At 34.5% G+C, this 26,027-nt stretch carries 24 protein-coding genes, 1 pseudogene, 1 riboswitch and 1 other annotated feature; of the genes and pseudogenes, 7 read left to right on the top strand and 18 right to left on the bottom strand.

Annotated elements, in window-relative coordinates; genetic code table 11:
• Nucleotides 1-10: 10 nt before the first annotated feature.
• Genes DWY01_RS06400 through DWY01_RS06390 form a run of 3 tightly spaced genes read right to left on the bottom strand, consistent with a single transcriptional unit; the run spans nt 11 to nt 2,636 of the window.
• On the bottom strand, nt 11-994 hold the full coding sequence (locus tag DWY01_RS06400) for an asparaginase (protein ID WP_117995156.1): 984 nt from the start codon (nt 992-994) through the stop codon (nt 11-13).
• A complete protein-coding gene (locus tag DWY01_RS06395; protein ID WP_117995153.1) occupies nt 987-1,496 on the bottom strand; it encodes a thioredoxin family protein in 510 nt (169 codons plus the stop codon). The genes DWY01_RS06400 and DWY01_RS06395 overlap by 8 nt, the downstream gene beginning before the upstream one ends.
• A 6-nt stretch (nt 1,497-1,502) precedes the next feature.
• Nucleotides 1,503-2,636 carry a glycerate kinase gene (locus DWY01_RS06390; protein ID WP_117995149.1) on the bottom strand — a complete coding sequence of 378 codons (1,134 nt, stop codon included), beginning with the start codon at nt 2,634-2,636 and terminating at the stop codon, nt 1,503-1,505.
• Between the two features lie 174 nt (nt 2,637-2,810).
• Here DWY01_RS06390 and coaBC point away from each other — a divergent pair, with 174 nt between their 5' ends.
• Nucleotides 2,811-4,007, top strand: a complete 1,197-nt coding sequence (gene coaBC / locus DWY01_RS06385; RefSeq protein ID WP_117995144.1) for a bifunctional phosphopantothenoylcysteine decarboxylase/phosphopantothenate--cysteine ligase CoaBC — start codon at nt 2,811-2,813, stop codon at nt 4,005-4,007.
• 1 nt (nt 4,008) lies between these two features.
• Nucleotides 4,009-4,776, top strand: a complete 768-nt coding sequence (locus DWY01_RS06380) for a type III pantothenate kinase (protein ID WP_117995140.1) — start codon at nt 4,009-4,011, stop codon at nt 4,774-4,776.
• A gap of 3 nt (nt 4,777-4,779) precedes the next feature.
• Here DWY01_RS06380 and DWY01_RS06375 read toward each other — a convergent pair.
• From DWY01_RS06375 to DWY01_RS06345, 7 genes and pseudogenes are all read right to left on the bottom strand, one after another.
• A pseudogene (locus DWY01_RS06375) lies at nt 4,780-5,870 on the bottom strand (cation:proton antiporter).
• Between the two features lie 134 nt (nt 5,871-6,004).
• A riboswitch (Fluoride riboswitch) is annotated at nt 6,005-6,080 on the bottom strand.
• A gap of 362 nt (nt 6,081-6,442) precedes the next feature.
• On the bottom strand, nt 6,443-6,649 hold the full coding sequence (locus DWY01_RS06370; protein ID WP_117995136.1) for a hypothetical protein: 207 nt from the start codon (nt 6,647-6,649) through the stop codon (nt 6,443-6,445).
• 172 nt (nt 6,650-6,821) lie between these two features.
• Nucleotides 6,822-7,637 (bottom strand): M55 family metallopeptidase, encoded by an 816-nt coding sequence (locus tag DWY01_RS06365; protein WP_117995133.1) that lies wholly within the window; start codon nt 7,635-7,637, stop codon nt 6,822-6,824.
• 1 nt (nt 7,638) lies between these two features.
• Entirely contained in the window at nt 7,639-8,811 is a 1,173-nt protein-coding gene (gene hydF, locus DWY01_RS06360; protein WP_117995130.1) for a [FeFe] hydrogenase H-cluster maturation GTPase HydF, read from the bottom strand.
• A gap of 2 nt (nt 8,812-8,813) precedes the next feature.
• Nucleotides 8,814-10,256 carry a [FeFe] hydrogenase H-cluster radical SAM maturase HydG gene (hydG, locus tag DWY01_RS06355; RefSeq protein WP_371412820.1) on the bottom strand — a complete coding sequence of 481 codons (1,443 nt, stop codon included), beginning with the start codon at nt 10,254-10,256 and terminating at the stop codon, nt 8,814-8,816.
• Between the two features lie 20 nt (nt 10,257-10,276).
• On the bottom strand, nt 10,277-11,320 hold the full coding sequence (hydE, locus tag DWY01_RS06350) for a [FeFe] hydrogenase H-cluster radical SAM maturase HydE (protein ID WP_117995123.1): 1,044 nt from the start codon (nt 11,318-11,320) through the stop codon (nt 10,277-10,279).
• Complete coding sequence (locus DWY01_RS06345; RefSeq protein ID WP_117995119.1) at nt 11,313-11,570, bottom strand: TM1266 family iron-only hydrogenase system putative regulator; 258 nt, start codon at nt 11,568-11,570, stop codon at nt 11,313-11,315. Before DWY01_RS06345 ends, hydE begins: the two co-directional genes overlap by 8 nt.
• Before the next feature lie 240 nt (nt 11,571-11,810).
• Between DWY01_RS06345 and DWY01_RS06340 the strand changes: the two genes are divergently transcribed.
• Nucleotides 11,811-13,250, top strand: coding sequence for a diguanylate cyclase (locus DWY01_RS06340; protein WP_117995115.1), 1,440 nt, complete (start codon nt 11,811-11,813; stop codon nt 13,248-13,250).
• Nucleotides 13,251-13,266: 16 nt separating this feature from the next.
• Here DWY01_RS06340 and DWY01_RS06335 read toward each other — a convergent pair whose 3' ends face one another.
• The 8 genes from DWY01_RS06335 to hypB all read right to left on the bottom strand — a co-directional run bounded on the left by DWY01_RS06335 (nt 13,267) and on the right by hypB (nt 23,230).
• On the bottom strand, nt 13,267-14,040 hold the full coding sequence (locus DWY01_RS06335; RefSeq protein ID WP_117995110.1) for a hypothetical protein: 774 nt from the start codon (nt 14,038-14,040) through the stop codon (nt 13,267-13,269).
• Nucleotides 14,041-14,142: 102 nt separating this feature from the next.
• Entirely contained in the window at nt 14,143-15,912 is a 1,770-nt protein-coding gene (locus DWY01_RS06330) for a M3 family oligoendopeptidase (protein WP_117995105.1), read from the bottom strand.
• A gap of 62 nt (nt 15,913-15,974) precedes the next feature.
• Entirely contained in the window at nt 15,975-16,709 is a 735-nt protein-coding gene (locus tag DWY01_RS06325; protein ID WP_117995100.1) for an amino acid ABC transporter ATP-binding protein, read from the bottom strand.
• Nucleotides 16,702-18,231 carry an ABC transporter substrate-binding protein/permease gene (locus tag DWY01_RS11985; protein ID WP_117995350.1) on the bottom strand — a complete coding sequence of 510 codons (1,530 nt, stop codon included), beginning with the start codon at nt 18,229-18,231 and terminating at the stop codon, nt 16,702-16,704. The genes DWY01_RS06325 and DWY01_RS11985 overlap by 8 nt, the downstream gene beginning before the upstream one ends.
• 42 nt (nt 18,232-18,273) lie before the next feature.
• Nucleotides 18,274-18,482 (bottom strand) — a binding site (T-box leader).
• A gap of 50 nt (nt 18,483-18,532) precedes the next feature.
• Nucleotides 18,533-19,444: an Rpn family recombination-promoting nuclease/putative transposase gene (locus DWY01_RS06315; RefSeq protein ID WP_117995095.1), complete on the bottom strand. Its 912-nt coding sequence runs from the start codon at nt 19,442-19,444 to the stop codon at nt 18,533-18,535.
• Between the two features lie 94 nt (nt 19,445-19,538).
• The gene (locus DWY01_RS06310) at nt 19,539-19,883 is read right to left on the bottom strand and encodes a hydrogenase maturation nickel metallochaperone HypA (RefSeq protein ID WP_117995090.1); all 345 of its coding nucleotides are present in this window, start codon (nt 19,881-19,883) and stop codon (nt 19,539-19,541) included.
• Between the two features lies 1 nt (nt 19,884).
• Entirely contained in the window at nt 19,885-22,566 is a 2,682-nt protein-coding gene (locus DWY01_RS06305; protein WP_117995087.1) for an FAD-dependent oxidoreductase, read from the bottom strand.
• Nucleotide 22,567: 1 nt separating this feature from the next.
• Nucleotides 22,568-23,230, bottom strand: coding sequence for a hydrogenase nickel incorporation protein HypB (gene hypB, locus DWY01_RS06300; RefSeq protein WP_117995082.1), 663 nt, complete (start codon nt 23,228-23,230; stop codon nt 22,568-22,570).
• Between the two features lie 132 nt (nt 23,231-23,362).
• Here hypB and DWY01_RS06295 point away from each other — a divergent pair, with 132 nt between their 5' ends.
• The 4 genes from DWY01_RS06295 to tnpB all read left to right on the top strand — a co-directional run.
• Nucleotides 23,363-24,142: a nitrilase-related carbon-nitrogen hydrolase gene (locus DWY01_RS06295; RefSeq protein ID WP_199519902.1), complete on the top strand. Its 780-nt coding sequence runs from the start codon at nt 23,363-23,365 to the stop codon at nt 24,140-24,142.
• A complete protein-coding gene (locus DWY01_RS06290; protein ID WP_117995074.1) occupies nt 24,120-25,088 on the top strand; it encodes a P1 family peptidase in 969 nt (322 codons plus the stop codon). Before DWY01_RS06295 ends, DWY01_RS06290 begins: the two co-directional genes overlap by 23 nt.
• 221 nt (nt 25,089-25,309) lie before the next feature.
• Nucleotides 25,310-25,687, top strand: a complete 378-nt coding sequence (locus tag DWY01_RS06285; RefSeq protein WP_117995071.1) for a hypothetical protein — start codon at nt 25,310-25,312, stop codon at nt 25,685-25,687.
• The coding region (tnpB, locus tag DWY01_RS06280; RefSeq protein WP_147332165.1) for an IS66 family insertion sequence element accessory protein TnpB at nt 25,677-26,027 on the top strand (351 nt) is incomplete at its 3' end. The genes DWY01_RS06285 and tnpB, both read left to right, overlap by 11 nt.

Here is a 26,027-nt window from a genome sequence, read left to right as displayed (position 1 = left end):
TCAACAATTTTCAATATTCTTGGAAGAAAGATTTGATTGTTTCATGATTTTTAGTACAATTCAATCCCAACATCAACAAGATTCTTGCCTTTTGTGCTGAAAATTTGTAGGCCGGAATAGTAATTCTTTTCGAATCAAAAACATCCGAATCAAAAACAGCTCCCTCTAATACACGACTAGCACGTACAAGCGTACATTCTCCTGTATAAGCTTCTAAAACGTCTTTGATTTGCGTTGGATAATTACCTGATCCTGTGCCTGCTAAAACAATACCATCATATTTATTCAACATATATTCTAATAATTCTGGATCCGAATCTGTATGAACATAAAATATTTCTACCTTTGGCAAAGTCTCAAATTCCATTTTAGAAAATAAAGTTTGAAAAGTATGCTTTTTAAAAGGCGCATTTAATAGATATACTTGATCATCACGCATATATCCTAACGAGCCAAATTCGCCCATTTTAAATGCATCCGTCTTATAGCTATTTGTTTTCTGTAAATCTCTTCCCGAATAAATCGTATCCGAAAAAACAGCTAATACGCCTGCTTGCCAAGCTTCCATATGACATGCAAGTGCTACAGCCTGGTATAAATTCATAGGTCCATCTGCACTAGTTGCGGTAGCCGGTCTCATTGAACCTGTCAAAACAACTGGCTTATGACATGCCAAAGTTAAGTTTAAAAAGAAGGCTGTTTCTTCCAATGTATCCGTTCCATGCGTAATCACAATGCCATCGACATAACGATCTTGTTCAAGCTCATGACAGATTTTTCTTAATTGAACCCACTTATCTAGACCCATATCATTGGAATCCACATTATACAATTGGATTGTATTCAAATTTGCCAAATCTCGAATCTGCGGAATACTTTGCACAATTTCTTCCACATCAAATGTTCCTGCCTGATAATTTGCACTTTTTCCTAAACTACCACGACCAGCAATTGTTCCTCCTGTCGCGATGATTGTTATATTCTTCTTATTCATATGTCTCTAAAAACTCCCAGAAATCTTGTGTATCTGCATTTTCAAAATCAATTACTGAATCTACATCCCACAAACTTACTGTGTGATCAGTTTCACTATAGCCCGAAGCAACATGCTTCGCTTCACCCTTTTGAATCACATACATGGTTGGTGTATATAAAAAGTAAGGGGCCATATCTAATAGGATCTTTCCATCCTTTGTTGAACTTTGAAGTTGATTCGAACCATCATCCATTTTAGTAAAACCATATTCCGTCGTATCGATCTTATACAATACTAAATTTGGATGTTCATCCTTTGTTTTTTTTATATATTTTTGTATAGCCTCACAATAAGGACAATTGTCACGTTCAACAATCACTACAAAAGATTCCTTTTTATCCAATTTCTTTTGAAGCTGTGTAGCCGTAATCTCCTTCATTTCAAAAGGTGTTTTAGAACTACATCCAACAAGTCCTATACAAAGTACTAAAGTACATAGAATTGTAAATATCCTTTTCATAAAAACCTACTTTCTAATACCATCCATAAATTTTGTTAGACTAAATGCCAAGGCCTCTAATTTCTCATTTCCTGTTTGTAAAGCCATTTGAAAAGTCATAGCGCGATCAGCACTTGAAAAAATGCCAATCATTCCTTCATTATACATGGCTTCATAGCCTATACCTAAGGCACCACTTAAGCATACACAAGGGACATTAAAGGAGCGAGCAAGATGAGCAATACCAAAAGGCAACTTACCATACAATGTTTGTGCGTCCGTTTGTCCTTCTCCAGTTATCACTAAATCTGCATCTTGAAGATGTTCTTTTAGACCTGAATACTCTACTACTAAGTCGATGCCAGAAAATCTTTTAGCCTTCATAACCCCAAGTAAAACAGAACCAATACCGCCTGCTGCTCCTGAGCCTTCATATTCATTTACATCCACATGAAAAGTTTGTTGAAGCTTCATACAATAATGTGCCATTCCTTTTTCCACTTCAGCCATTTGATTTAAATAAATACCCTTTTGTTTGCCAAAAACATAGGTAGCTCCATTCTTACCTAACAAGTGATTTTTCACATCACAAGCACAAATAATTTCAATATCCTTAGGAAGCCTAGCATAACGCTTATCAATAAAAGCAATCTGCGCTAACGCATATACACTTGGTACCAATAGCTCTCTTTTTGAATTATAAAACCGTACTCCAAATTCACTTAGAATACCCATACCGCCATCGTTAGTTGCACTTCCACCTAAACCTATAATAAGCTTTTTACATCCTCTACTGATCGCATCCTTCATCATGATACCAACACCTCGACTCGAAGCAATCATAGGGTTTCTCTTTTCTTTCGGTGTCATGTTTAAGCCGATGCAGCTTGCCACATCCATAATAGCTAAATTTGAATCCTGTGAAATACAATATTGAGTAAAGAGTTTTTTACCATAGGCATCCACCGTTAATACGTCAATTGTTTTACCTTGAATAATATCACAGAATACCATAGCGGTTCCCTCTCCTCCATCCGCCATTGGAAAAGTGAAAACTTCATGATTTGGGTTGGCTTTTAAAATTCCTCTTCTTATACATTTTTCTACTTCTTTTGAAGACATACATCCCTTAAAAGAATCACACGCAACTATTATTTTCATGCGTTTATTTTAACATATGCAACAAAAAATAAATACTTTTTTAAAATTTGGATTTTAGAAGTTAAAATATCCTTATTTAATATTTTATTGTTGCTTGAAAACAAGGTTGTCATATGGGATAATATTTTAGTGAAAAAATCAATACGTGATTTTATTCACAAAGGAGAATCAATCATGGAAAAAAAACATGTTGTTATAGGGGTATCTGGCGGAATTGCAGCCTATAAGGCTTGTGATTTAGTCAGCAAATTATCAAAAAAGGATTATGAAATCAAAGTGGTCATGACAAAGCATGCTCAGGAATTTGTCAAACCTATTAACTTTGAATCTTTAAGTAAACATAAATGTGAAGTTTCTTTATTTGATGAAACAAATGAAGATCCTATTGCCCATATTACATTAGCTAAATGGGCTGATATCATGGTACTCGTTCCGGCTACCGCAAACATCATTGCTAAAGTTGTACACGGAATTGCCGATGATATAGTATCTACAACTTTTTTAGCTTGTCATACAAAAAAATTGATTTGTCCAGCCATGAATGTACATATGTACGAAAATGAGGTTACACAAAAAAATATTCAGCTTGCGAAAGAATTAGGCTATAAATTTGTTGAACCCGTTGTTGGTCATTTAGCTTGTAATGATACAGGAAAAGGTAAACTTGCGGATGTGCAAGATATTGTGACTGCCATTGATAAAGAATTTGAAATGGAACAAACCCTAAAAGGAAAGAACATTTTAGTTTCAGCAGGCCCAACACAAGAAGCACTAGACCCTGTTCGTTTTTTAAGTAATCATTCGAGTGGTAAACAAGGCTATGCGATTGCCAAAGCTGCTAAGGCATTAGGTGCTCATGTTACACTAGTAGCTGGGCCTACAGCTTTAGAAGATCTTACAGATGTAAATATGGTACACGTAACAAGTGCACAAGACATGTTTGATGCAATCACATCTAGATTAGATGAACAAGACTATATCATTATGGCCGCTGCCGTTGCTGACTATCGCCCTGAAATTGTCGCAGATCAAAAAATCAAGAAATCCGACGAAGAGGTTACATTCCACTTTGTGAAAAACCCGGATATTCTAGCTTATATTGGCCAACATAAAAAGCCAAACCAAGTCATTTGTGGTTTTGCGATGGAAACACAAAATCTAGAGGAAAACGCTAGAAAGAAACTAGAAGCTAAAAACTGTGATATGTTGATTGCGAACAACCTATTCACAAGTGGAGCTGGTTTTCAAACAGATACAAATGTAGTTACACTATTAAGAAAGAATGATTCGCAGCATTTACCTAAATGTTCAAAAGAAGAATTAGGATATAAAATTCTAGAAACAATGAAAGAAATTGAGATGGAGAAATAATATGCTTGTAACAGTAGATATTGGAAATACAAATATTACAATTGGCATTTTTGATAAAGATGAGTTGATTGGCACATATCGATTAACGACAAAAGTAAGAAGAACAAGTGATGAATATGGGTTCATGTTGAAAAACTTCTTGGATCGCTCAAATGTTCATGAAAAACAAATTGACGCCGTTATTGTTTCAAGTGTTGTGCCTAAGGTCATGCATTCTTTCACAAATGGAATCAAAAAATTCGTAGGCATTGAGCCATTAATTGTTGGACCTGGAATCAAAAGTGGAATCAGTGTACAATTAGAAAACCCTAGAAACGTAGGTGCTGACCGTATAGCCGATTGTGCAGGTGCATTTAGTGAACATGGAGGACCTATTCTTGTTGCCGATTTTGGAACAGCCACAACATATGATTATGTGGATGAAAATGGCTGCTTTAAAGCTGGTGCAATTGGTGTAGGTATTGAGACAGGTGCAAATGCTTTATGGGGACAAACTGCTCAATTACCTGAAATTGAAATCAAACGACCTAAAACAATTTTAGCTAGAAATACACAAACTGAAATGCAGGCTGGTGTATTCTATCAATTCTTAGGTGGAGTTGAATATACAATTGCACAATTTAAAAAAGAAGTTGGAAAAGATTTGAAGGTTATTGCGACAGGTGGCTTAGGAAGAATCGTTTGTAGCTACACAAAATCAATTGATGTGTATGATCCAAACTTAATCTTCAAAGGATTAAAAGTTATATATGAAAAGAACAAAGATTAATTCTCATCTTTGTTCTTTTTTTAATAACTTTCTATATGTATGTTCAATTAGAAATGCCCCTAATGGAGCTGTAATCAATATAGACAATACGGCAACCGTCAATACAATTTGTCCACATCCAAGTCCTGCAGCTAAGGGAACAGAACCAATCGCAGCTTGTACAGTTGCCTTTGGACAATAAGCAACCATACAAAATAATCTTTCTGTTTTATTTAATGTTGTTTTTAATAGACAAATAAAGACACCGGCCATTCTAAATAAAAGCACGCCAAATATTAGTAAAATAGCCATTATACCAGCTTTTAATGCATATGAGATATTGACACAAGCTCCAACCAGTACAAACAATAAAACTTCTGCTCCCACCCAAAGCTTATTGAATTTTACAGATAATCGTTTGGATACGATTGAATGATTTCTTTGTAGAAAAATTCCCATAAACATAATTGCGATTAATCCAGAAAATGGAATTGGTAATACATCTTCTAGAGTCACTAAAATAAATGCGATACTTAACAATATAAGAATTTTCACTGTATCACGCATATGGTTATGCTTAAAGAAAAGGGCTAAACTTTTCCCCATTAATGCTCCACATAATATACCAAGAATAATTGAAATTGGAATACTCACAAAGCTAAATACATTAACACTTTCTCCTTGTGCTAAGCCTAGAAATGCCGTAAACATCACAATCACAAAAACATCATCTACACTAGCTCCGGCAAGAATCAATTGTGGAATACTTTCCTTTGTACCATACCCTTTCTCCATTAACTGTAACATTTTAGGTACAATGACGGCAGGACTAACCGCTGCAACAACACTTCCCATAATAGCCGCATCTAATACAGATATTCCTAAAAGTTTTGGAGCCAACAAAATCATTCCAACTATCTCAAAACATGCAGGCACAAAGCACATCAATATGGCTGGTCTTCCTACTTTTTTAAATCACTTAAATCCAAATTCAATCCGGCTCGCATCAATATAATAATCAACGCAATTTTTCTTAATTCACTAGATATATTCAATAATGAAGAATCAATCAAACCAAGACAATAAGGCCCTAAAAGAATACCCGTAAATATCATCCCTAATAATCCAGGTAATCCTACTTTCTTGCATAGCCAGGACAAAAACATTCCTAAAAGAAAAATATAAGATAAACTAATCAGCATATAACTCTCCTTTCAAAACGCAGAAAAGCTGATGGTTTCCGCGTTAAAAAAACACAGAAGTCATCAGCTTATAAAAGCGGTTTTAGTTTATAACTAAGGGAGAACTTCATTCCCAAAGAGATTATACTACAACATCTAAATTTTCATCAATAACTTTTCAATTGATTCTTCACTCACTGAAAAGATCGATGCGATAGATTTAACACTGAAACCTTTGTCTAACATGATTTGATATACTTCAAATTGATTTAATGCAATGCCTTTGTTGATTCTTCAAACATTTCATCTAATGCTCTACACACTTTTCTAGTAGATATTCAATAACTCTTTGTTCTTAGTCACTACATACGCAAAATACAATGAATCACGATTAAACTCTCGATCTAGAAATCTGTTTTTATAGATCATATGCAATAGATCAAAAAAGTCCTGTGTTGCCTTTTCACCTGTATTTTAGTTTCAATTTGTGTTTAGCTCAATCATATTCAGTTTAAACTCATTGAACATATCTTCAAGCCAGGATGAATGATTTCTAGTTCAATCAACCTTTTAGCAACATTCCACTTGGATTCACCCACATATAGAATGACTGTTAAAATCGTTGGAAATCTTGTATGCATAGGTACATGCTTACTAGAAACATTCATAACAAGTTCACTGTTTTCATCCTTAAGATATTCTGGTCTTAACACATGTTATCCATCAAATAATAATGCATTGAAGATTGAGACAAAGTTTTTAGGTTGTCCTAAAAACCTCTTAGACTCAATGTCCATCGAATTTAAGATGATCCCTCCCTCTTCTCTTCCTAATGCGAAAAAAAGAAGCCATTCTAGACGCCAACACTAGAATGGTTTCTTTTGCTTATGCATACGCATTACATACTTTAATCACAAAACGCATTAATGCATATAAATCTTTGTAACTCTCTTTTTCAATACGAACTGTACAATCATCAATTTTTTCTACATTGTCCATACGAGCCACAAAATCTGCATTACGACTATGATGGAAAGTGATATCCATAGTATGGAATGAAGATAAAGTTGGCTTTTCATCAACTTTTAATGCTTCTTTAATGCTTGTTGAATATCTATTTTTCAACTCATTCAGGCTACAACATAAGGCTACCTGATTATTTAATGTTTTCTTTGTTTCCACAAATACACATCCAAGTTCTTCCTGTACTTGTTTTCCATACTCACTATCACCACTAGCTAAGATAACAGGAACACCATATTCATTTGCCAATAACTTATTGACACCACTTTCTCCAAGCTCTTTTCCATCAACGACAATTTTTCTTACCATCGTACCCCAAATCGTATGGGCCATCACGCCTGGTGAATTACAGCGAGAATGATATCCAATAAATAGGGCACCATCAAAGGAATCATCGATACCTTCCATCATTCCAAATTCCTTATACGCTCCATTTCCTGATACAAATGCAGCTCTTGGATCCAATTTAGAAGGAAGAATATTATCCATATTTCCATGTCCATCATTTACTAGAACTTCTTCAACTCCATTTTGAAACAATAAATCAATCACTAGATTGACCTCATTCATCATGTTTGTACAATACTCAGGATACAAATATCCATTTTTGGCCGTATATGCCGGATTACTATTTCCCCAAATACCTTCAATATCGGCTGAAATATACACTTTTTTCATATTAAAACACCTCGACAGAACGATCTAATATGCCGTTCATTTTCGCAATCGCAATTCCATAATTTGTGAATGGAACATGTTGTTTCTTGCATTCCTTAACTCTAGACTGCACTTCTTTTTCATTCAACATACAAGCTCCACAATGAATCACAACACTATACTTTGATAAATCCTCTTTAAATCCATGACCAGAAGTAAACTCAAAAGAAAGCTTCTTTTTTGTATAATCTAAAATCCATTTTGGAAGTTTATCCGTACCAATATCGCCACATTGTCTATGGTGTGTGCATCCTTCACTAATCAATATACAATCTCCATCTTGCAAATGATCCAATTGATTGGCTCCTTCAAGCACTGTAGATAAACTGCCTTTTAAGCGTGCCATAAGAATCGAGAAAGAAGTTAAATGAATAGATTTATCTACAATTTTACTTACTTTATTAAAAGCTTGTGAATCCGTAATCACCAATTTAGGATTTACTTTTTTTAAAGTTTCATCCAATTCTTCTACCTGACAAGTTACACCAATCGCATGATGATCTAAAACATCTCTTAAAACCAATTGCTGCGGCAAAATCAATCTTCCCTTTGGAGCCGATTGATCGACAGGAATAACTAGAACCACTACATCATTAGGTTCAATTAAATCTCCAATAATAGTTTTTTCTTCCTGCTTCTTTGCAACACTTGCCAACAATTCTTTTAATTCTTTGATATTTTCTTTTTTTAATGCACTCACATAAATTTCATTTACAGATAATTCTTTCTTTTCTTTAATCAAATCCGACTTATTGTAAACAATAAAATATGGAAGCTTGTTTTCTTTAAACATCAAGATCAAATCTTGATCTACTTTTTGTAGACCTATTGAAGCATCCACAACCAATACCGCCATATCGATTGTCTTTAAAACTTCTAATGTTCTTTTGATTCTTAATTCACCCAATGTTCCTTCATCATCCATACCTGGTGTATCCACAATCACAACTGGTCCAATGGGTAAAATCTCCATTGATTTTTTTACAGGATCTGTCGTAGTTCCTTTTATATCCGAAACCAACGACATATCCTGATTTGTAATGGCGTTTACTACACTTGATTTTCCAGCATTTCTTAAGCCAAAAAAACCAATATGTGTTCGATTTGCACTTACTGTGCTATTTAAATCAGACATAATTAGAACCTAAAATCTCTACGATTACTAGATTTAATGGCAGCAACATTATCTTTCGCAATTTGTTGAGCCTTCGCATTCGGAATCTTATCCAATTCCTTTTCAATCAACTCAAAGCCAATCTTCTTTGTATCCTCGCTTGCGTAGTCTACTAAATATTCACACAATGTCATTAATGCGTTTGGATGGCAACAGTTTTGAATTTGTCCTGTCTTACATAAAGACATGAAGCGATCACCTGTTCTTCCCTCTCTATAACATGCTGTACAGAATGAAGGAATGTAGCCTAACTGCATCAACCAGTTCACTACTTCATCTAATGTTCTTTGATCCGATACATCGAATTGTTCTGAATCATGAGGACGTTCTTCTTCTGTATATCCACCTACTGAAGTACGGCTTGCTCCACTAATTTGAGAAACACCTAAATGAAGCATTTTTTCACGCACTTCTTGAGATTCACGAGTTGAAATAATCATTCCTGTATATGGAACGGCAATACGAATACATGCCGCAATCTTTTCAAAAATTTCATCATCTAAGCTGTTGTCAAAAGCATCTGGATCAATATCATCAGCACGCTTTACACGTGGTACACTAATTGTATGTGGTCCCACACCATGAACAGCTTCTAAGTGTTCAGCATGCATCATTAAGCCTGCAAATTCGTATTGATAGCCTTCAAGACCGAACAACACCCCTAAACCAACATCGTCAATTCCACCTTCCATGGCTCTATCCATAGCTTCTGTATGATAATCATAATCGTGTTTCGGTCCTGTTGGATGTAATTCCAAATAACTTTTCTTATTATATGTTTCCTGGAATAAAATATAAGTTCCAATACCCGCTTCTTTTAGCTTACGATAGTTTTCAACTGTTGTAGCCGCAATATTTACATTTACACGACGAATCGCTCCATTTTTATGCTGAATAGAATAGATTGTTTTGATAGATTCCAAAATATATTCAATTGGATTATGAACAGGGTCTTCACCTGCTTCAATCGCCAAACGTTTGTGTCCCATATCCTGTAATGCGATTACCTCATCACGAATCTGATCTTGTGTTAATTTAATACGCTTAATATGTTTATTTTTTAAGTGATATGGACAATATACACATCCATTCACACAATAATCTGATAAGTAAAGCGGTGCAAACATCACAATACGATTTCCATAGAATGCCTGTTTAATTTCATTGGCAAGCTTATACATTTCTTCTACCTTTTCAGGAATATCACAAGCTAATAATACACTTGCTTCACGATGTGATAAGCCTTCACAATGAACACCATGCTCTGTTTTTTGTGGACGCGCCTTATTTAAAATGGCATCAATCAACTCCACATTGTGTTTATTTTTTTCTGCATATTCAATTGTGGCAAGAATCTCCTCATGATTAATAAATTCTTCTGCTTTTAATGATTTTGGATTGTAAATACTCATTTTGTCTCCTCTTTCTATTTTTTTATATCTCCACGATCAGTTACAATTTCATAACCTATCGAACGCATACGATTTGATAAACAATTCTTGCATTCTGCACTTTCTTCACCTGTACATATCTTGTTGTCATATAACGCATATTTTTTTCTCACGCTTACAGGCGATAAGTTAGGCATTACAACATTGGCTCCTGCAAGAATTCCTTTTTCTCTTCCTTTTGAATCAATTGTTCCTAACGCCGTTGTAGCTGGAAGTAAAATATTTGGTTGAATCAACCGAATCAATGACAACAAAAATAAGGTTTGATTCAAGGTTCCACTTTTCATATCTCTAAATGGCGTATCCTTTTGGGAAATAAAAGGACCAATTCCGCACATATCGGGCTTAAAAGTTTCAATAAACTTCAAATCCATCGCAAGTGTTTCACTTGTTTGATAGGGAGAGCCTACCATAAAGCCACATCCAACTTGATAGCCAATATTCTTTAAATCTCTCAAGCACTGCATGCGATGCTCAAAAGACATATTTTCAGGATGAAGCTTTTCATAATGTCCTTTACTTGCTGTTTCATGACGTAATAAATAACGATTTGCACCTGCATCAAACCATTCTTTATATGTTTCCTTATCTTCTTCTCCTAAAGATAGTGTAATAGCACAATCTGGATATAAGACATGTATCTTTTGTACAATGGATGTGACAAAATCTTTTTTATAGATGCCCTCTCCTCCTTGCAGAACAAATGTTCGAAAACCTAAATCATATCCTTCTTTACAACAATTCAAGATATCTTCTTCATCTAATATATATCGATCGCAGTTTGTATTGGATTTTCGAATCCCACAATATAAACAATCATTTCGACAATAGTTTCCTACTTCGATCAGTCCACGAACATAAATAAAATTTGCATATATGGATGTAGCCACGGTTTTAGCTTTATTTGAAACATATGTGCGTAAAGCTTCATTTTCAGATTCAATCAACAATTTATATTCTGATAAACTTAAACTATGTTCCCTTTCAAGCTTATCCACTAATCGATATGCCTCAATCATGGCTAATCACATTCGAATAGGCAGTTTTAACACTAATTCCCTTGATATTCCCTAGTTTTCCTGCTAAAGCGGCAATCGTATTTTGTGGAGCATCTAACGCTATTGAAATAACACTAATATGTTTCTGTTTATAAGGAATTCCCATTCTTCCAATTATAAATTCACTATATTCATGAAGAATTTCATTCAATAAATTTACTGCATCCTTATTTTCAACAATAATCCCCATTACGGCAACACGTGTTTCCATATTCATCTCCTTCTAAAAGAAAAAAGCTACACTCCATACAAAAAGAGCATAGCTATCGATTTACTTACAAATTTCTTATAAGCACCTTTCACGTAGAGTTCTCTTAATGTTGGGAGCAATTTTCTTCATCTTCTATATAATACACTAAAATGTGATTGATTTCACAAATAATAGTTAGCTTGAATTAATTTTATATTCAATCCCTTCATTTCTTGATATAATTATGAAAAGGAGTCCCATATGAAAGATAACTATTTTCAAGGAAAAAAATTCATTAAAAACTATATTGTTGCTATCACCATTTTTATTCTGACTTTAATTATGGGAATTGTGATCTTTTTTAATGGTGTTTCTATTGCCGTTGAAAAGAACTCTAAGGAAACATTGATCACAAATGTCGCAAGGCAAAGTGAGCATTTAAATAAAATTCTAGAGCTCAATTATTCTTACTTAAATGCACTTGCAGAAAATCTAACAAAATCTGATGATTTATTTTCAAAAGACAATTTACATTTAATAAAATCCTTAATGAATAATATGGATTTGGATCGAACGGCCATTATCAATACAAATGGGGATGTATTATATGATAATGAAGTCGTAAAAAATGTGGCACATCGCCGCTATTTTAAAGAAGTGATGGAAGGAAAACAATCTCTTTCAGATCCTTTAGAAAGTAGCGTAGACCAACAGACTCGTGTTATCTTATGCGTACCTATCTATAGAAACAATCAAGTCATTGGTGCTGTAGGTGGTTCTTATAATGTAACAAAACTAGGAAATATGTTGTTTGATGATTTATTTGATGGACAAGGTAAAAGTTTTATTGTCAATCAAGATGGCAATCTAATCACAAGAGATAAGGAGTATACAAAGAAGCACAACATAAAAGTATTAAATAATTTATTTGATGTTTGTAAACAAAAGAAAGTTAAACGAGATTTTAAGGACCAAAAATCAAATTTAATATTGATTACAACCAAAAATAATGAATCATTGTATTTAGCCTATTCGCCATTAAAAATCAATGACTGGATGGTTGGTTATGTCGTCCCTGTTCATGCAGCGCAAGAATCTTATACTTTTATTACACATTATGAAACATTATTGGCATTCTTTTTAGGATTTATTTTCTTAAGTCTAATTATATATTTGGCTCTTTCGAATTCTAAAGAAAACAAATATTTAATTCATCTTTCCCAAGTCGATCCATTGACTTCTGTCTACAACAAGGAGACAACACAGGTTTTAATTGATCAAAAATTAAAAACTCAAGAGCCTTGTTGCTTCTTAATTCTTGATGTAGACGCATTTAAATCAGTTAATGATAATTTTGGACATGCGGTTGGCGATAAAGTGTTAACTGAATTAGGTACACTCTTTAAAAATCATTTCAGACAAACCGATATTGTAGGAAGAATTGGTGGAGATGAATTCATTATCCTGATTGAAGATGAAAATATTGCCGAATCTAGAATTCAAGCTTTGTTAAAGAAGGTCAATGAACTTAAAATACCCGAGCTTCAAGATTTTGTACTATCCATTAGTGTAGGAATGGCCTATGCGCCAAGTCAAGGCACAACCTTTATGGAGCTTTACCGCCATGCTGATCATGCATTATACCAAATTAAGCGTAGTGGAAAAAACAATTACAACATATATAAAAGTGACGAGAATTAATTTTCTCGTCACTTTTTTAGACATTTGTATAATTAAAACTCGTCAAATCTACTGGTCTATCTTTAATGTAATCTTTAATTTCAAATCCTTCAATTTTTGCAGGTCGCACAACAATTTCATTTTTAACTACATCTTCTTTAATTAGTTTTACCTTTTTCATTTGTGCATATAGCTCCAATAAAACTTCCATTTTTTTTGGAATTCCCTTATACACATATTCAATGGCTGATTCGCTTAAAGCTTGTGTTCTAGCAATATATTTTTTTCCGTTTTTTTCTGCATAATACTGCATAAAGAACCAAAAACGAAGCATCTGCATATTTTCACCTTTGGTGTTTTGTAGAAAAGTTTCTTTCCAAGATGAATTCACAACTGCTTCTTTTTTTACAGATGGTTTTTTAACCTGTAAAATCTTTGCGTTTGGCTTATCAATAATACTTTTATTCATCAATTCTTCCATTTCTACATCGGTGAATTTAATGACATAAATCTTTCTTCCATTCATTTCTGAATCACGAACCAAACGAACACTCTTTAATTTACGAATCAACAAATCCATAGAAGGTCTTTCTGTACTATCATCTAATAAACGGAATACATATTGGTTAGCCTGCATATTCGTTAATTCATTTTCATAAACCCAGTCATGCGTTTCAGCATATGGATTTTTTACTGCCATAAATCTAGCGTAACAAAATAATCTTAGTGAAAGGGCGGCTGCACCATTCTCATTACTGTTTACGTTTTTAATAAAACGTTCTCTATTTTTCATCAACATTTCTGTACTCATTTAAATCTCTCCTTGAAAAAAATCAGAACGCAATATAGTATATCATCATTTGATGCTATTTTTCAAAAAAAATTAGACTTACAAGCGTAAGTCTAAATATTCTTATTTTACTTCTTTTGACAATTCAATGAATTCATCAATTCTTGATTTTGCGGTTTCTAATGCAGAAATCCAGAAAGCCTCATCTGTTAAATCAATATCCAATACTTTTGCGGTATCCTCTACAGATGCCACAGTTGTCGTATGTAACATTTCTTTATATTTTGGAACAAACTTTTCCTTACCCATCTCTTGATATTTCACCACTAAGCCACGTGCGAACAATCCACCAAAGGCATATGGCCAGTTATAGTAACTTAAATCAGAAGAATAGTAATGTGACTTACATACCCACATATATGGATGTAAACAATTTGGATCTAATCCATCGCCATAAGCTTGTTTTTGAGCGTCTAACATAATTTCATTTAATTGATCTGCAAACATAAATTCATCACTTCTTCTGTCAAACACAGCTTTTTCAAATAAGTAACGAGAATAAATATCACAGATAATCTGGCATAGATCCTGAAGCTGATTTTCAATCAAACCTAGTTTAACTTCTTTATCCTCCGTCTCATCAATAACCGCATTCATAATGATATTCTCATTGAATGTACTTGCTGTTTCTGCAACTGGCATTGAATACTCCCAATTCAATGGTTTATGGCTTTCAATATTTAATCCATGATAAGCGTGTCCTAGCTCATGTGCCAAGGTAACCACATCTCCTAAGCCTCCGTCAAAGTTTGTCAATACGCGTGACTGTTTTGCAAAAGGCATGTTGCAGCAGAAAGCTCCACCAACTTTTCCTTTATGTGGATAAAAATCAATCCAACTCTTATCAAAAGCTTCTTCCATCATGTCGGCTAAGTCATCGGAAAATGGTCTAAAATGATCAACAAGATATGTTTTTGCGGTTTCTGGTGTAAAACTTGTCGTAGCTGACTTTCCAATTGGTGCAAATAATTCATACCAAGGAAGTCCATTTTCATATCCAAGCATTTCGGCTTTTCTTTTTAAATACTTATGGAATACAGGCAAGTATTTCTGCATAGCACTAAGCAAGGCATCCAATGTCTTTTGAGATACATGGGACTGGTGTAGTGTCATATCCATAGGACTTTCATATCCACGCATATTCGCTTCAGTAATAACCTGTAGCTTAATGTTATTTAATGAAAAACTTACAGCATCCGCAATAGGTGCATAACTTTTGACTTCAGCTTCATATGCAGCTTTACGCACTTCTTTATTCGCATCATAAGCTAGATTACGAACAGAAGCTAAAGGTAATTTTTTACCATCATATTCTACTTCAAGTGAGCTTGTTAATAAGCTTTGTTGCTTCTCCCAAGCAGAACCACCCGAAATATTCATTTTTGCAAGTGCTTCTTCTACATCCTCACTTAACAAGTATTTTCCACTTTCATGAATATCATTTAAAAAATATTTGTATTCACAAAGTTCTGGACAATCTAAATAAACATTTAAATCTTGAATATCTGCAATATAACGAGAGAAAATAGCCATCGCCTTACTTGCAGTACTTGCGATTGTCGCAACCTTATCAATAGCAGCTGCTGCTTTGGCATCTGCAGTATTTGTGGATTGGCTTAAAAATCCAAAGCAACTTAAATGTTTTTCTAAGAGTTCAAATTCTTCTAATAATTTAACAATTTGAAGAAGATCTTCCCTTTCATTTTCATGACTTAATTTTTTTGATAACTCGCTCAACTCCATTGCCTTTTTCTCAAAAGAAATTAAATCTTCACTAAATTTAGGATCGTCAAATCCCTTGTACAATACGTCTAATGACCATTCTGAATTCATAATAAATATCCTCCAATTAATTTGATTATACCATAAGAAAAGCTTGAGCAAATGCCCAAGCTTTATAATACCTGCGATAAAAATTTGATAGTTCTAGGATTTTGTGGGTGTTCAAAAATATCTTCTGGTGTACCTTGTTCCTGAATAATACCTTCATCCATAAATAATACGCGATCACTTGTTTCGCGGGCAAATCCCATTTCGTGAGTTACAATAACGATTGTCATTCCTTGATCTGCCAATTCTTTGATGACTTCTAAAACACCTTTTACCATTTCTGGATCCAATGCACTTGTTGGTTCATCACATAGAATTACATCTGGATGCATAGCTAGGGCACGAACAATAGCTAAACGTTGTTTTTGTCCACCAGACAACTTTCTTGGATATTCATCCTTTTTATCTTCCAAGCCAACTTTTTTAAGCAATTCAATCGCTTCTTTTTCCGCTTGAGCCTTTGGTGTTTTAAGTTCTAGAATTGGTGTAATTGTAATATTTTCTAAAACAGTTAAGTGTGGAAACACATTAAAGTGCTGGAAGATCATTCCAATTTTTTTACGGTGTGTATCAATATCTACGTTTTCAGCAGCAATATCTACACCTTCAAAAATAATTTGACCACTAGATGGTTTTTCTAATAAATTTAGGCAACGTAAGAAAGTTGATTTTCCCGAACCACTCGGTCCAATAATACTAACAACTTCTCCTTGATGAATTGTTTGGTCGATTCCTTTTAATACTTTTAAATCTCCGAAATTTTTATGTAAGTCTTTTACGACAATTAGTTCCTTAGTCACTGACACTCAACTTCCCTTCCATATATTTAATTAATTTAGATAATGAATATGTAACAATAAAATAGATTAAACCAACAATTACTAATGGTTCAATTGATTTATATGTAGCCGATTTAATAACACTGTTAACAGTCATTAATTCTCCAATATAGAATGTACTTGCCAAAGATGTTTCCTTGATCATCATAACGAATTCATTACCTAAGGCAGGCAAGATATTCTTGATAGCTTGAGGAATAATAATTTTTGTCATCATATGTACGTTCGACATACCAAGTGATTTAGCTGCTTCTCTTTGTCCTTTATCCACTGACTGAATACCTGAACGAATAATTTCAGCAACATATGCACTTGAGTTAATAACAAGGGCAATAATCACACTAACAATCATTGGCATGTTACCATTTGTCAAATATGAGAAGATGTTAATAAACAACCATAATTGTAGTAACAATGGTGTTCCACGAATCAATTCTACATATACACCGGCAATGGCTTGTACGATCTTATTCTTTGATAATTTAATTAGGGCAAATAATCCACCAATAATTGTACCAAAGATAACGGTAATAGCCGCAAGTCCTAAAGTAACTCCTAAGCCTTTTAATAATTGTGGCCAGCAATATTGAACGATTTGAACACAAGTTCCAAAGAAATCGGTTGCAGTTAAAGTAAATTGTTCACTACTTTGTTTCTTTGCTGTTTTATACCATTCTTCATATAATCCTTTTTTGTTGACTTCCTTTAAGATTTTATTGACTTCTTTCATCAATCTTTTTTCGCCTAAAGGAGCACCTACACGGTTACCTGCATAATCTTGGTCAATATTGAATAATTCATCTAACTTAGCTAATTCAGAGTTTTTCTCGATATATTCATCAGCCGTACCTTCAGAACAAGCAACGGCTTGTACAGTTCCATTTTTTAATAAGGCAACACCATCATCAATTGTTGAAATAGATTGAAGTTTTGCGTCCGGAATCTGATCTTCTGTATATTGTTGCTGGATAGAACCTTGTTGTGCGGCTACTTTTAAACCTGTTAAATCCGTTAATTTTTTATATTTATCTGCATCTTTCTTTGCGATAATAACAGCCTGTCCACCCGTATCTTCATTAAGATTGTATCCAATTGACATTTCCATCTGTTGAGCACGAGCTGGAGTATAAGCTAAACCCGTAATAGCTAAATCAATTTCTTCAGTTTGAAGATTTGCCAAAACCGTATCAAAACTGGATGCTTTGATAGTTAACTTAACACCCATCTTTTTCGCAATATATTTTGCCAATTCAATATCAGAACCCACATATTGTGCTTGTCCTGTTTTAGTTGAGTCAATAAATTCATTTGGTGGAAAGTCAGGAGATGTTCCTACAATTAATTCTCCTCTTTCTTGAATTTTGTCTAACAAATCTGTTGTTGTAGAATTATCTGTTTCTTCTGCAAAAGCAGGCATAATGTTCGACATCAACATCATAAAACTTAATAAAAACGCTGAAACTAATTTAAATCCTTTTTTCATATCAACCATTCCCTTTCTAATAAAAAAAGCCGTCCTTGAATATACAAGGACGACTATAAAATCGCGGTACCACCTTATTTCCTGCACAAATGTACAAGCCCTTAACTCATAACGGGAGTATCCGAAGCTTCCTCAATCTTCGAAAGCTTAGCTCTAAGACACGTTCACCCTGTGCTTGCTGTTCCATTTCCACCATCAGGAACTCACTATCAGCAGCATCCACGACTACTTCTTCTTTTCATTGCCTCTACAAAGGATGGCTCTATTATAAACAAACATTTTTTTAAATGCAACAGAAAATTTATGATTTTATCAATGTCTGAATTTCATCCACACTAATTGAGCAATAGCTTGATATTTGTTCAAGACTAAATCCATCTGCATACATTTTATGAATCATTCGTTTGACCTGCTGATTTACCTCATTAACTCGATTTTGAGCTTCTTCCGCTTGCTTTTGAGCTTCTTTCACTTTTTTTTGAGCCTCTTCAAGTTCAAGTTGTCGTTCCATTCGTTCCTCATTTTCATGCAGTTTTCTAAAATCTTCTATTATTTTCTTCCAACCATCATCTGATATGGTTTCGACACGTTTTTCTATCATTTGAATCACCCCATCACTTTCTATCATCATCTTAATTTTACTATCATCCACTCCTTTGTGACAATTCAAAAAATAATAAATCATCTTTTCCTGTTCATTCATTTCTTCAAGCGATTTCTCTACATCCAACTTTGCCATTTCAATCGTACGTAACTTCATACGATCCTGACTTTCTTCTACAAAAGATAAACCTTCGTCATTCCTTAATGTAAATGTATTACACATTCTATCATTATCAATCAAATTCACATTGAAGAACACCAAGACAATTGTTTCCTTTAATTCTCCATAATATTTTCCTTCTAATTGTTGCGAACCATGAAGCCTAGCCAAATAATAACTAAAACGAATTGGAAGATTATCTTTGGTTTGTCTTAGCTGCATCTCTAAATCCACTGTTGTACAATCATCAAATTCAACCAACAGATCCAATCTTGGATTTTTCATTTTACTGAAATCCTTTACCATTTCCGAATTTTTTACAACCACATGATTTACCTTTCTTTCTAAAAATACAGTAAGCAATGATTTTAGAGCATCATTGGCCTCTTTACAATCTTCTCCAAAAACATATTTAAAGGCAAAGTCGTTTAATAAATTAGCGCTTCTCATAAGCGCCTCGATTCTAGCAGGTATTTCCTACATACTCTTCTACGTAAAAAAAGACACTTTTTCTAATAAAAATTAAAAAAGCGCCTTTCGACGCTTATTCGGCTTCAATCTCTTTGATTAAACACTCATTACCTTGAAGTAAGACTGTACTTTCACTTTTACAATATGGACATTCCCTTCCATATTGAATCGTATCATACGTCTTTTCACATTCGTTACAAATTGTAATGGCATCAATCCATTCATATTCGAGCGTGGAATTTTCAATCAAAGGCACCTTCTTCTTATAGTATTTCCAACAATCCACTAAATATTCAGGAACAATTCCACTTACTTTTCCAATCTGCAAAGTCACTCTACGAATATCTGTAATATGGTTTTCTTGTGCCAGTTCTTGAAGCGTTTTTGAAATATGTACAACAATTCCTAATTCATGCATACTATTTTTTCTTATTACGGATGATTTTGATTTGGCGTTTAGCCGCATACGGCAAGATAGCCTTCATCTTATCTTCCGCCTTAACCATTTTTGCACCATCTTTGATATCACGTGTTAAGTGAATTGCATCAAATTCACATTTTGTCGTACACAAACCGCAACCAATACATTTATTCGTATCGACAATACTTGCTCCACATCCAAGACATCTATTGGCTTCAATCTTGACTTGTTCTTCTGTAAAAGTAGAACGCAAATCTCTAAACGATTTTTCACCCAAGCCTTTTTTTATGCCCGGAATTTGGCGTTTTGCATGATCAAAATCAATATCAATCAATGCGTTATTCTTATCAAACTCATTGAATAAATGTAAGTCTCTTCCAATAGTTAAAGAATGCCCCTTATGTACAAATCGGTGCATCGATTCTGCCGCCTCTTTACCATGACTGATCGCATCAATCGCGAATTTTGGACCCGTGTACACATCACCACCCGCAAACACATCTTCAATTGATGTTTGTAGTGTTGTTCCATCCGCTTTAATTGTTCCATTTGGATTTGTATCTATATCTAATCCTTCAATTGGAATAATACTTTGTCCAATAGAAAGGAATACATGACTACACGAAATGGTCTCAACATCATTTTCATTATAGCTAGGATTAAATCTTCCCGTTTCGTCTTTTACACTAAGGCATCGCTTGAACACAATCGAATCTTCTAAAATTTCTTTTGGGCCCCATCCACAATGAAGAAGAATACCCTCTTCTCTTGCTTCTGATACTTCTTCAGGACTTGCTGGCATTTCATCCTCTTGTTCTAAGGAATATAAATGTACATTTTCAGCTCCACTTCTTAAAGCTGCACGAGCCACATCTATCGCCACATTTCCACCACCAACGACAACGACATCACCTGAAATTAGATTTGGATCTTCTGTTTTATTCACCTTACGCAAGAAATCAATTCCTGATATAACCATCTCATTATCTTCACCTGGAATATTTAGTTTTCTTGATCCCTGAGCACCAATCGCAACATAGAATGCTTCATAGCCTTCTTTTCTTAAATCGTCCAAAGTAATGTCTTTGCCTACTTCTATGCCACACTTAAATTCAATGCCCATAGCTTTTAAGACTTCAATTTCAGCTTCAATCACAGACTTTTCTAAACGAAAAGCTGGAATTCCATATACCAACATACCTCCTGGTTTTTCTTCTTTTTCAAAAATTGTCACTGGATATCCCATCGTCCTTAAATAATAAGCAGCACTCATCCCTGCAGGACCCGCACCAATAATGGCCATCTTATTTGTGAAAAATTTTCCTTCTACATTCTCACATAATGGAATATAGCGCTTATCTTCATGAAGTTCTTGTTCCGCAATGAACTTCTTGATTTCATCAATAGCCAAAGGCTCATCAATCAAGCCACGCGTACATTGTTGTTCACATCTTCTATTACAGATAGCACCGCAAACGGCTGGAAATGGATTAAAATCTTTAATCAACTTTAATGCATCCATATAACGACCTTCTTTAGCCATTTTAATATAGCCTTGTACAGGTAGATGTGCTGGACATGCACTCTTACATGGCGATGTTCCACTTTCGTAACAATTTACTTTAGCTGTATCTCTAAAATTCCAGTTCCACTTTTCTGGACCCCACTTTACATCATCTGGAAGTTCTTGTTTAGGATACGATACAGGACCATTCTTTGTACATAATTTTTGTCCTAGCTTAGCCGCACCTACTGGACATATTTCCACACACTTTCCACACGCAACACACTTTTCACTATCCACATGTGCTCTATAGGCACTTGCCGACATATTTGGCGTATTAAATAATTGACTTGTTCTTAATGCGTTACATACACCGTGTGCGCAGTTACAAATCGCAAAAATCTTATCTTCTCCATCGATATTGGTAATTTGATGTACATAGCCTTTTCTTTCACAACGCTCTAAAGTTTCAATAACCTCTTCATATGTACAATAGTGTCCACCCTTATTAGTCTGCACAACATAGTCAGCCATATCACCAACGGCAATACAAACATCGGCTTCTACATCCCCTGTTCCTTCGCCTCTTACACGTTGTTGTCTTCTACATGAACATGGAGAAAGAGCATACTTATCATATTTATTAAGCCAATGTGATATTTTTTCTACACTCACTGCTTGCTGATTTGCATGAATCGCCTTTTCAACAGGAATAACATGCATACCAATACCCGCTCCTCCAGGAGGAACCATTGGCGTTACTTTTTCAAGCGGTAAACGTGTCATCTTTTCAAAGAAATCCGCAACAATTGGATGTTCTTCGACAAGATCTTTATTCATAACCATAAATTCAGCAGCACCAGGAACAAATTGAGGAAGCACAAACTGTTTATGATGATCCTCATTTTCCCAGTTGTATTCAATCATTCCAATTTCACATACTTCATTCAATACACGATTCACTCTACCAGCTGGCCATCCACTTCTTTTCACTACTTCTTCAAACGAAAGTGGTTTACGCACTTCAAAGCACAAACACAAATCGCATTGTTCATCATTTAATATTTCATTTAAGCACTCATATTCAGGATCTGATTCCGATAATTTTTTTACTTTTGCCGGAATACGATCCGTAATACGCCTTGCCAGTTTATCAATATTATCTCGATATGCCATATTATTCCTTCCAGGCCTTTACTTCATTTTCAAGCCATTTACACCAATCATTGATTCCCTCACCCGTTTTAGCACAAATTTCAAAAATCTTCGCATTCGGGTTTCGGTACAGAATATTCTTTTTACACTTATCTACATCAAAATCAAAGTATTGTAATACATCGATTTTGTTGATGAGAACCACATCACATACTTGAAACATCAATGGATATTTTAAAGGTTTGTCATCTCCTTCTGGAACACTTAAAATGGCCACGTTTTTTGTGGATCCCGTATCAAATTCAGCTGGACAAACTAAATTTCCTACATTTTCAAGCACAGCCAAATCTAAGTCTTCCATACCCATTTCATGTAGTCCTTGACGAGTCATATCCGCATCTAAATGACACATACCACCTGTATGCAGTTGAATGGTACGCACACCATATTCACTGATGGTTTTGGCATCTACATCACTATCAATATCCGCTTCCATTATGCCAATATGCAATGTATCTTTTAATTTTTCTAACGTTCTAGATAGAGTTGTTGTCTTTCCAGCGCCTGGACTTGACATGACATTTAATAAGAACACACCCTTGTCTTTACATTCTTCTCTTAATTTGTTCGCATCTTTATTATTATCTTCGAATACACTTTGTTTCACTTCTATTATTTTATACATGATAAAAACCTCCTAAAATCATTGTAAACGATTTCAAATAGGTAGTAAATAAACACATGTTAGTCTTTGATTATCTTGAAAAGAAATCACTTTTCGCCTATCATAAACTATATGAAGATCTGTATGTACCAGATGTCTGTTTCGATAGACAATCAACAAAATATAGCGAAACTAAAACATATTCCAGACTGTGATATTTTAGTTCTTTGCGAAATGTGGAACTGTCCCTATCATAATGATGCACTTAAATCAGCTTATTTGCGTCATGATGAAAGTTTAGAAGCATTAAAAGAAACGGCTCGGACAAATAAAATATGGATTGTAGCTGGTTCCATTTGTGCGAATAAATACAATCGTTGTTACATATTAAATAGTAATGGCGACATTGTTTGTTCGTATGATAAAACACATCTTTTTGAATTTCACAACAAACAAGAGTATTGTGAAAATGAAGTGTTTGTACCAGGAAATCACCTACAATGTTTTGATACGCCATGGGGGAAATGTGGCATTTTATTATGTTACGACATTCGCTTTCCAGAAGTATCTAGAATTCTAGCTCAAAATGGAGCACAAATTTTATTTTGTCCAGCCGCATTTAATGAGCAGGCTACAAAAAAGCATTGGAAGCTATTTACGCAAACACGTGCTTTAGAAAATGAAATTTTTTTATGTGGAGTAGCACCTGCTAAGTATACATATAAAAACTATACAGCTGGTGGACATTCTATTCTTGTGGATGGTTTTGGCAATATTGTAGTGGAGTTGGGTGAAGAAGAAGCATGCAAAGTTGTAGACATTGATTTAAACGACATTGATAAAGTAAGGAAAAGAATGCCTTATTGGAAGGTACGTAGAAATGATTTATATGAATTAAAGGAGATCAAAAATGAAGACAATTCAAATCAATGAAATCGAAGAATTTCAAATTGGTAGTGCACAAGATACAGAAAATGCGACTGGCTGTACCGTTATCTTATGTAAAGAAGGTGCAACAGCTGGTGTAGACGTTCGTGGTGGTGGTCCAGCCACTCGTGAAACGGATTTATTAAATCCTAAAAACATGGTTCAAAAAATTCATGCGGTCACTTTATCTGGTGGTAGTGCTTTTGGTCTAGAATCAAGTAGTGGTGTTATGCAGTATTTGAGTGAGCACGAAATTGGTTTTGACATGAAAAACATCTATATTCCAATCGTATGTGAAGCTTGTCTATTTGATTGTGGTGTGGGTAATTCTAAAGCATATCCAAATAAACAAATGGGTTATGAGGCTTGTATTGAAGCGGAAAAAAATGATCCAAAACAAGGAAACGTCGGTGCAGGAACAGGGGCAAGTGTTGGTAAATTCTTTGGTCCTCAATATGCGATGAAGGCAGGTTTAGGATTCTCCGCTCTACAAATAGGTCCGTTAAAAGTAGGAGCCATTGTAGCCGTAAATGCTTGTGGTGATATTTTCTATCCAAATTCAGACAAGCCAATCGCAGGTATTTATGATCGAAATACAAACACAAGATTGTTTAGCGAAGATGAGATCTTAAAAGCTGCTGAAAAGATGATCAATTCTTGTGGGATGAATACAACAATTGGTTGTATCATCACAAATGCGGATTTAAATAAAGCCCAAATGAATAAAATCGCAAGTATGGCACATAATGGATATGCAAGATGTATTCGCCCTGTTCACACTTCAAGTGATGGAGATACTATTTTTGCGATGACATCCAATAAAGTTCCTGCAGAACAAGATCTAGTTGGAATCATGGCCGTCAAAGCTATGGAACAGGCTATTGTCAATGCGGGTACGCAAGCTGATAGCGCTTATGGTCTAGCTAGCTACAAAGAAATCACTAAAGACTAATCATTAAAGTATCGCGGGTAACCAAATAATCTAGGGGTTTCCAAGAAATATCTAGGGGTCAATTTAGGGGACTGATGCTATAAGAGCATTCGCCTATAGACCGTAAGCGCCAAGTAATATGATGGATTGAAAATCATTTCAAAAAAATCGACAATTATATAGAAAATTAGAGTTTTTAGAGTACAGTCTAAAAACTCTATAAAATGATTGGAGATGATTAGATGAAATTAGAGGATTTAACGCCCAAGCAGAGACTGAAGGCGGAAAAGTGGCTGGCAATCATTCGTGAATGTATAAATAGTGATTTATCAAATGAAGTATGGTGTGAACAGAATAACGTTAGTATTAAAAGTTATTACTATTACCTGGCAAAACTAAGAAAGATGGCGATTGAACAGATTCCATACAAAAAAAGAAATAATGTACTGCCTCTGGTTCCTGAATCAAATGATATTGTAGAAATACAGGCTCCTCAATCTACTCCTGTATGCATATCTTCTTCAGTAATGACGATTTGTCAAGGAAACACAAAAATAGAGATCAATTCTAATTGTCCTGAATGGATGATCCGGGAGCTGTTGAATAAATATGTTAGGTGATATTTCTAAAGCAGAACATATCTATATTGCCTGTGGATATACAGATATGAGAAAATCAATTGATGGACTTGCAGCTATTGTACAACAGAATTTCAAACTGGACCCATTTTCGAACTCATTGTTTCTCTTTTGCGGAAGGAGCAGTACAAAAATGAAAGTCTTGTACTGGGAAGGCGACGGATTCGTGCTTTTGTATAAGCGTCTTGAAAATGGAAAATTCGTATGGCCAAGAAATAAAGATGAAGTAATGAAAATAACAGATCAGCAGTTCAGATGGCTTTTAGAAGGACTTAAAATAGAACAGCCACGAACAATAAAAAAGAGTAATAAAAGATGTGCT

This window comes from Eubacterium sp. AF22-8LB (assembly GCF_003458715.1).
GTDB lineage: Bacteria > Bacillota_I > Bacilli_A > Erysipelotrichales > Erysipelotrichaceae > Holdemanella.
Note: the sequence above shows the minus strand (reverse complement) of the source record. Positions and strands in the feature narration are given on the sequence as shown.